Genomic DNA, 8,450 nt, shown 5'->3' with positions numbered 1-8,450 from the left:
CGCCCTTGCGTCGGCGGGCGCAGGCGGCGTGGAGGGCCGTGTTCGCGGCGTCAAAGCCGGTGATGGCGAAGTCGAGGTGGACGATGGCCCGCGGCGGGCGCCGGTTCTGGCCGCGATGCCGGCGCGATCAGCTACGGCTGCCGCCGAGTCGCGGCGGTTCTTCCGTCGAGGTCGAGCTGGCTGGCGTCGCGCTCGGCGGCGGCGAGCAGGACATTTTCGGCGTGGGGTTGCTCGCGCGCGGCGGCCAGGGCGGCAGCGGCTCGCAGTTGCAGGCCGAAGATGCGGAGGAACTGCCAGTGAAGGCGACGTGCGAGCCCCTCGACGGCGGCCCACTGCTCCGAGAGTCGCCGGGTTGTGGCACGGTCGCCAGGACCTCGTAGAGGTCGCAGAAGGTCTCGATGACGAGGGCGAGCATGTGCTGGAAGCGAAGCCGTCCTGCGACCAGCGACGGATCGCGGCGTGGACGCGGTCGCGGGCGCCCTGGACGTCGTCGCTGGCGAGCAGGGCGGCGCCGGAGAACAGGCAGGCCCAGACCTCGCCGTAGACGTCGCCGGCGTCCTCGGCCTCGCGCAGCCAGGCGTGCGAGCGGGAGGCGAGCTCGCCGATCTGGCCCATCATCATGATCGATCGGTGGGCGGACATCTGGGCGATCGAGACCTCCCAGGCCGCGCCGGCGCAGCGCTCGTGGAGGAGGAGGAGGCCAGGCTTCGAGCACCCGAGGCTTGCTGCAGCGGCCGAGGGTGAACTGGGCGACGCCGGAGATGATGTCGGTGAGGGCGACGAGGTAGGGGTCGCCGAGGTTGTCGGCGATCTTGCGGGCCTCCTTGATGAAGGTCGTGCCGCGCGAGACGGAGTTGTTGGTGCCGCGCGAGATCATCATCATGCCGACGAAGGCGAGGTTGCGGGGCGATGCGGCGCGGCTCGCCGGCTTGCAGGGCGAGCAGGAGGCCGTGGAGGACGGAAGCCGTAGCCGCGGACGGGTCGACGAAGGCGAGGCCTTGCCGGCGGAGGAGGCAGGACGTCGGCGCAGCAGCTCTGCGGCGGGGATGTCGGCCTCGGCGGTGCTGCGGAAGCTGATGCCACGCAGGCCGGGCTGCGCGACCCCGTGATGATCGACATGTTGGCGCGGCTCGGGGTCGGCGTGCGTACGAGAGGCCGACTTGCCGAGCACCGGGCGCAGCAGCTTGACGCCCTCGTCGATGCGGCCGCTGACGAGGAGCTGCTCGGCAGGCGCGGCGACGCAGCCTCGAGGGAGAGGGGGGACCTCCTCGCCGGCGGCGGCTCGAGGTAGAGCGGGGCCGCCTCACCGCAGCGACCGGCGAGCACCAGGACGTCGGCGCGCAGGCGCAGGAGGTGGTGACGGGGCGTGGCCGGGTCGGTCCAGGCGTGGGCGAGGCGGTAGAGCTCGGCGGCGCGGTTGAAGGCGAGGGCGGCCGCGGCACGTTCGGCGGCGATGCACGCGAAGTGCACGGCGCGGTCGCAGGCTCCCGCGGCGTTGAAGTGGTGGGCGGACCTGGGGTCGCCGCCTCGCGCCTCGAAGGCGAGGGCGAGCTGGCGGCGGTGGATGACGAGCTGCTGCGGAACGACCTCGGCCAGGACGGTGGCGCGGACGCGGTCGTGGTAGCACTCGATGGCGTCCGCGTCGCGGGTCCGTCTGCGGGTGCGCACGAGGTGCTGAGAACGGAGGATGCCGAGCGCGGAGGCCTCGCCGAGTAGCCGGCGGTCGCAAAGGCCAGGTTCTGGACCAGGTGGCCGGCGACGGCGACGACCGAGCAGGCGCCCGGCGGCCTCCGCGAGGCCGTCGGAGGCAGGAGGACGATCTGCTCGAGCGAGATCTCGCGCGGTCGCCGAGGCGGCGCGAGCAGTCCTCGTCGTGGCGCACGAGCTCGGCTCGACAAACAGCGGGTTGCCCTCGGACCTCGGGCGATGCGCGGCGGCCCGGCGAGGGCGGGGCCGTCGTTGCGGCCTCGACGTGGAGCAGGGGCGAGCTCCTCGGCCTGTTTGTGACCGAGGGGCGGGATGAACAGGCTCCGAACGTCGCCGCGCATGCCGGGGCCTCGTAGAGGCGGGCGAGCTCGCGGAGCATCGGCGAGGCGGCGCCCTCGTCGCTGCGGTAGGAGCCGATCACGAGGAGCGCGGGGGCGTCGGGCGGGGTGACGATGTCGGAGAGGAGGCGGGCGCTGTCCTCGTCGCCCCACTGCAGGTCGGCCATGCGCAGGACCAGCGGGCGGCGGTCGGCGATGCGGGCGAGCAGCTCCCGAGGCCGCGGAAGGCCCGACGGCGGGCCTCCTGATTGATCGGGGCCAGCCGAACAGCGCTGCGGGGCGTCGGCGACGAGCTGCACGCGCGAGCACGGGAAGAGGCGGGTCAATCCTGTCACGTCGCGGGGGCAGGATGAGCGCGGTGGCCCCTGACCTGCGGCAGGCGACGAAGATAGTGGGTGAGCGAGTCGACGACGGAGTCGAAGGCCTGAGGGGACCGTCTCGCGCTCGGTAGCAGCGGCCGGCAGGACCAGGGCCTCGGGCGCGTCGCGGCGCAGCGAGCTGAGGAAGTGGTCGATGAGGGCGGTCTTGCCGATGCCGGAGCCGCCGTGGACATAGACGGTGACGGGGCGCCTTTGCTGCTGGCGTCGCGTCGTGGAGGGCGGCGAGCAGGTCGTCGCGGCTGATGAGCGCCGCCTGGTGCAGGCGGCCCGGCGGGCGGCGGGCAGCGGGGCGCCCTTTGCCGTGGCGGCGCGGGCGAGCACGTCGGTGCCGGTGAGGCGGGCGGTGGGGTCGCGGCGCAGGAGGCCCATGCACAGGTCGGCGAGGTCGGCGGGCGCGGCGGGGGCGAACTCGTGGACGTGGAGCGGGTCGTGCTGCTGCTTGGCGGCGAGGATCTTGAGGGTGGTGCCGATGAAGGGGAGGCGGCCGGTGAGCGCCTCGTAGAGCATCACACCCACGGCGTACCAGTCGCTCGCGGCGGTGACGATGCGTGGCCGGCGGCCTGCTCCGGGCGACGCGTACGCCGGGGTCCGAGGATGCCGCCGCTCGAGGGTGGCGTCGACGGCGCCGGACCGCGGTCGCTGATGAGGCCGAAGTCGAGGATGACGACGCGGCCGCTGCGGCGACCAGGACGTTGAGGACCTGAGGCCGTGGGGTTGCCGGCCGGCGGCGGAGCGCGTGACGCCGGTGACCAGCTGGGCGAGGGCGTCGCGCAGGCGGGTCTCGTCGAGCTTCCGGGCGGAGCGGCAGGGCGCGCGTCGCCCGGTGACGCTGTCAGCGATCGTGGACGCCGACGCCGTGCCTGAAGTCGTCGGGTTGCTCGGAGGTGTCCGTGCGGGACATAGTGGCCGAAGCGCACGCCCTCGACGTACTCCATCGTGATGAAACCACTGGTCGGCGTCGGAGACGAGCTTCGTAGAGGGCGACGAGCAAGTTGTGGTGGATGACGCTGGCGGCGGCCCGGAACCTGTGCTTGAGGCGGTAGAGGCCACGGCCCGAGCTTGCAGGGTCTTGAGGGCGACTCGCCGGTCGCGTTCGCGATCGAGGGCGGCGTACACCACACCCATGCCGCCAGAGCCGAGGCGGCGCAGGAGTTCGTAGCGGCCGAGGCGGCGCGGGGCGCCGTCGGGGAGCAGCATCCCGGGGTCCGACCACGTGCCTGATGCGGACCCAAGATCACTTGGGGCCGTCGCGTGCAGCCGGTGGGGATCGTCGGTGTTCAAGCGAGGGGCGAGTATGCCACGCTGGCGCTGCGGCGAGCCAAGACCGCCCGCGCAAAATGCCGCAATCGCGGCGTCTAGTGTGGGATGGCGGCCTGTCGCGGGGGGCGAGGGCCCCAGACGGAGGGCTGTGGCGATCGCGCTCGAAGGGCCCGTTTACCAGCGGGTCGGCAGGCCGAGGCCGGGGCCGGGCCAGGCGGGTAGACCCGGCGAGAGCTCGCGCTGGCTGCCAGGCGGAACGGGGTCGTCCAGGGTGAGCATGTGGGCGTCGAGGTCGAGCTCATCGACCCGCCCGGCGAGGCTGGCGGCGGCCGCGAGGCCGATGCGGCTCGACGCGCAGCCGAGCAGCACGCGCCAGCCCTCGCGGCGGGCCGTGGCGATCGCGGCGAGGGCGGGCGAGATCCCGCCGCACTTCATGAGCTTGATGTTGATGCCGTCGACGCAGACACGCAGGGCGAGCAGCGATTCGGGGCCCTGACGTCCTCGTCGGCGTAGAGCGGAGGGGCTTGCGGCGCCGCATCTGGCGAGGGCGGCGAGCTGGCCGCGGGCGAGTGGCTGCTCGATGAACTCGACGCCGTGGGCGTGGAAGAGCGGTAGCAGGGTCCGGGCCTCGGCGAAGGTCCAGCCGCCGTTGGCGTCGACCCGCAGGCGTGCGTGCGGGGCGGCAGCGGCGACCCGGAGCAGGGCCTCGCGGTCGAACGCGGGATCGCGGCCGAGCTTGAGCTTGAGCTGCGGGAGGTGGCTGGCCTCGGCGGCGCGCTCCGCCATGGCTTCGAGGGTGTCGAGGGCGATGGTGTAAGAAGTTTGGCTGGCGGTGGTGGCGAGGACCGGCGGGCTGCGGAGGTCGAGCTCGGCGCGCAAGGTGCGGTCAGCGGCCCGGGCGCTGCGATCCCAGAGGGCGACGTCGAGGGCGGCGCGCACGGGCGGGGGCGCTGGCGGGGAACCCCGGGACATGTCCCCTGGGTCAGGTTCGGGGAGCCGTGTGCAGAGCGCGCTGAGGTCGGCGAGGAGGTCCGGGGCGCGGTGGCCGAGGTAACGGACGGGGGCGGCCTCGCCGAGGCCGAGGTGCGGACCGGAGCCGAGGCGGAGCAGGACGGTGGGCAGCTCGCTGGCGGTGCCGCGGGAGATGCCGAAGGGGTGGCGCAGCTTGAGCGGGACGATCCAGGCCTCGTGCTCCATCGCAGGTCACGTTTAGCAGGTCCTCGCGCTTGGGGGCGGGCGGGAAATGTTGTATCGCTGGGGCGATGGGCGAAGCGGCGGCGGCAGATCCATGGGGTGAGCGGCTGCCGCGGAAGCTGGGGCTTTGGAGCACCGTGGCGGTGCTGATCGGGTCGACGATCGGCAGCGGATTCGGACGCCGGCGAGCATCGCGTACCACATCGACGAGGTGGAGCTTCGCGCTGGCGTGGGTGGCGGCGGGTGGTGGCGCTGGCGGGGGCGTTGACCTTCGCCGAGCTGGCGAGTACGCACGCGCAGCGGCGTGATCTACGCACGTGCGCGAGGTTCCGCCTGCCGGCGTTCCTGTTCGGCTGGGCGGAGCTGCGATCTTGCGGCCGGCGGCGTACGGGGCGATCGCCACCACGTCGTCGGAGTATGCGGCGGGTGATCGGCAGATCACGCGGAGACGCTGCGCGCGCCGGCGGGCTCTCGCTGTCGCGGGCGCAGGTGCTGGCGATCGCCATGATCGTGGTGGTGGGGGCGATCAACCGGCGCGGGGTCGAATTTGGGGCGGTGGTCCAGAATTTGAGCACGGTGCTGAAGGTGGGGGCGCTGCTGGGGCTCATCGCGCTGGGGCTCTTGCTGGTGCCGGGGGAGCTGCCGGTGCACACGGTGATCGAGCGGGCCGAGCTGCCGGCGTTTGTGCTGGGGATGATCGCGATCCTGTGGGCGTACGACGGCTGGTGCGACGTCGGCTTTGTGGAGCGGGAGATCCGCGATCCGCAGCGACGCCGCCTATGTGTTCATCCTCGACGGGGGCGGTGGTCGGGCCCTATCTCGCGGTGAACTTCGTGTACCTGCGCGTGGTGCCGATGGAGCAGATGGTGAACTCGCCGCCACCGCGGGCCGAACGGGCGGCGGCGTTGGTCGGGCCGATCGGTGACGCTGATCGCGGCGGCGGTGGTGGGCCGCACCTCTGGGACGCTCAACGGGTCGATGATGACCGGACCCCGGGTGTTCCCATGCGATGGCGGAGGACCGGTTTTTCTTCCGCGCCTGGCGAAGGTGCACCCGCGTTATGGGACGCCGACGGGGAGCATCGTGCTGTTCTGTGGCGCCTGGGGTGGTGTTTGTGTCGGTGCGCAGCTTCGCCGAGCTGACGGAGCACCCCGTGATCGGGATCCGGCCGTTTATGCGCTGTTGGTGGCGGCGGTGCCTGCGCTGGGAAGGGACCCAGGGTGAGCGGGCGCGACCGTGGTCGGACCTGGGCTATCCGGTGGTGCCGCTGTTGGCTTCTGGCGGCGTCGTTGTTTCGCTGATCAGCCGCGCGGTCAGCAGCCGCGGTGTTTGCGGTCGACGTGGGGATCTTGCTGGTGGGGTGCCGGTATTTGGGTGGTCCCGGCGGGCGTTGCAGGCGGCGAATAAGGTGAGCGAGAGCGAATTGGTGGGCGGCGACGAGGCGGTTTGTCGCCGCGCAGTGCGAGCCGGTGGGGCGTGGGTGTTCGTGGGTCAGGCGGGCACGCATCTCTGCGGTATGAGGCCGCGCTGGCCGCGGGGGCGATGCGCTGTGGTGGTGGCGCGGCCGAGGCGGCGGTGGGGAGCTGCGGAGAGCGTGGGCGGAGGAGGCCCGCTGCTGATGTTCGTGGTGCTGTTCGATTCGCCGGACGTCGCCGCCGGGGAGGGCGAAGGATCGGCGGCGCGAGGAGGATGGAGCCGCTGGTGTCGTGTGGGCGGCGCGATCGCAGGTGGTCTGTCGCCGAGATGGCGAGGCGGTCGCAGGCGATGGGGAGCGTGGTGGCGGAGCTCGAGCTGTGGTTGGCGGAGGGCTGTCGAGCGTTGATTGTGAAAGGCGGCGGGTGCGCTAGATTCATCCCTCGACGTGGACGCTGCGGGTGGGGAGCGGGCGAGGGCGCGCCGCGGGCGGTCGGCGACCCACAGGGCCAGGCGTCGTGCCCGCCCGGCGGAGATCGCGGGCGTGCCGATACCGTCGACGACCCAGATGAGCGAGGCGAGGTCGTCGTCGGGTCGCGGGCGGTGGAGAGGGCTGGGGGCGTGCGGGTCCTGCGGGAGCGGGCCGGCCCGGAGGGGGCTTTGGGGGGTGAGATCGGCGATCGGGGGGTGGGCGGTGGGCTGGAGCTCGAGGTCGAGGCGGGCGCCGCCGAGGCTGGCGAGCGGGAACTCGGCGGCGAGGGTGAGGGCGCCGTCGGCGAGGCGGCCGTGGATCGGCGGCGGGTTGCGTAGCGGAGCTGGCGCGGGCCGGGTCGATCTGGCTGCCGGCGGAGATGGCGAGCTGATGCGCAGCCCGAGGGCGCTGGCGGGGAATCTGAGGGTGCCCGTGACCGGATCGAGGTCGGCGAGGGCGGGGCGCAGGAGCTCGAGCCCGAGGGTCTGAGGACCGGGTGACGGCGAGGTCGACGAGGCCGGAGGCGGGCGCGGCTGCGGGCGCCGGCGTCGTCGTAGGGTGAGGGGTGGCGAGGAAGCCGAGTGAGCGGTGGTCGCAGGCGCCGGCGCTGGAGCTGGCGCGCGGGCGTGGAGGGGGTGGCGGACCTGGGCTCCAGGGAGGTTGAGGGCCAGGTGGGCGTCGGCGCGGGCGGTGTGGTCGGTGGGGCCCGCGAGGGCGGAGGGGCCGCGCAGGGCCAGGCCGATCGGTGCGGCGAAGGCGGCGGCGCAGGCCGAGTCGGGGTAGCAGGCGTCGGGCGTGAGGGGGTCCGGGAGGAGCGCGGGGGGCGGGGCGAGGGTCGGCCCGGCGGTGACCCGCCAGCCGGTGTCGGGGCAACGGTAGAGGAAGCCGGTCTGGTGAGCCGACGCAGGCGTCGGCGCAGGCGGCCAGGTGGCGCTGCCTGGCGGGGCCATCCCAGCGGGTCGCGGGGAGGAGGGCGGCGGGAGGGGCCGGGCGGTACGGGTGGCGGCGGGTGCCGCCGTGAGGTGGCTGGGGGCGGACGGGGTGGGGTAGATGCCCTCGAACCAGGCATCGGGGTGCTGGCAGCTGAGTTCCAGGGCGGGCTGGAGCTCGAGGGTGGTGGGGTCGACGGCGACGCAGGCGGGGAGGGCGAGGAGGGCGAGGGCGAGGCGGGTGCTGGGCATGGCCGGGGGTCTGGCCGGACCGGGGACTGTTGCAAGGAACCTGGGGACGCGCGCACTGATTACGCGGAGAGGGTCGAGGGAGAGATCCCTGGCGGTGAAAAATCGCTGGGGCGGCGAGGCGCAGCATCCACCCCGCCGCGACTCTTGCGGGTACGGATTGAACTGAGTTCAATAGACGGAAAATGTGTAGTGAACCCCACGAAAATCAGCGGCACTCAGGGTTCTCGTGGACATGTAGGTGGGAGCGTGGAGCTGGCGTGGGGCAGCGTATTCGGTCCGCTAAAGAAAGTCAGTAAGCGGGTTCACGTGATACCCCGGGTGCGGGAGGTGTGTGGAGGGTCCGTGCGGGGAGTCGCGGGTCTGGATGGGTGTGACTTTCTGGTCGTGGGGGGATTGTTTGCGAGCTTGACTGTTGCCTATGGTGCTCACGCCATCGGGGTTGTGCTGACCCCTCCTCGCCGAGTGCGAGGTGTCCATCTCACCGAACCGAACCTGGTCCACGGGC

General features: G+C 72.8%; 6 protein-coding genes and 1 pseudogene. 4 read left to right on the top strand and 3 right to left on the bottom strand.

What is annotated here, in order from left to right:
- The 3 genes from IPJ59_RS27865 to IPJ59_RS27855 all read left to right on the top strand — a co-directional run.
- On the top strand, positions 1–380 hold a 380-nt coding region (locus IPJ59_RS27865; protein ID WP_293274054.1), incomplete at its 5' end, for a hypothetical protein.
- A gap of 447 nt (positions 381–827) precedes the next feature.
- The gene (locus IPJ59_RS27860; RefSeq protein ID WP_293274053.1) at positions 828–1,109 is read left to right on the top strand and encodes a hypothetical protein; all 282 of its coding nucleotides are present in this window, start codon (positions 828–830) and stop codon (positions 1,107–1,109) included.
- Between the two features lie 277 nt (positions 1,110–1,386).
- Entirely contained in the window at positions 1,387–1,716 is a 330-nt protein-coding gene (locus IPJ59_RS27855; protein WP_293274052.1) for a hypothetical protein, read from the top strand.
- Positions 1,717–2,134: 418 nt separating this feature from the next.
- Here the strand turns inward: IPJ59_RS27855 and IPJ59_RS38220 are convergent.
- Together IPJ59_RS38220 and IPJ59_RS27850 are read right to left on the bottom strand one after the other, a co-directional pair.
- Positions 2,135–3,550, bottom strand: a pseudogene (locus IPJ59_RS38220) (AAA family ATPase); the annotation flags it as partial.
- Between the two features lie 309 nt (positions 3,551–3,859).
- Entirely contained in the window at positions 3,860–4,882 is a 1,023-nt protein-coding gene (locus IPJ59_RS27850; RefSeq protein WP_293274051.1) for an enolase C-terminal domain-like protein, read from the bottom strand.
- A gap of 486 nt (positions 4,883–5,368) precedes the next feature.
- Between IPJ59_RS27850 and IPJ59_RS27845 the strand changes: the two genes are divergently transcribed.
- Positions 5,369–5,707, top strand: coding sequence for an amino acid permease (locus IPJ59_RS27845; protein ID WP_293274050.1), 339 nt, complete (start codon positions 5,369–5,371; stop codon positions 5,705–5,707).
- A 663-nt stretch (positions 5,708–6,370) separates the two neighbouring features.
- Here IPJ59_RS27845 and IPJ59_RS27840 read toward each other — a convergent pair.
- Positions 6,371–7,945 carry a hypothetical protein gene (locus IPJ59_RS27840; protein ID WP_293274049.1) on the bottom strand — a complete coding sequence of 525 codons (1,575 nt, stop codon included), beginning with the start codon at positions 7,943–7,945 and terminating at the stop codon, positions 6,371–6,373.
- Positions 7,946–8,450: the final 505 nt, after the last annotated feature.

Origin of the sequence: Nannocystis sp. (assembly GCF_016714285.1) — a bacterium.
Taxonomy (GTDB): Bacteria; Myxococcota_A; Polyangia; order Nannocystales; family Nannocystaceae; genus Nannocystis.
The sequence above is the reverse complement of the archived record's forward strand: the minus strand, read 5'-3'. Positions and strand labels throughout refer to the sequence as shown.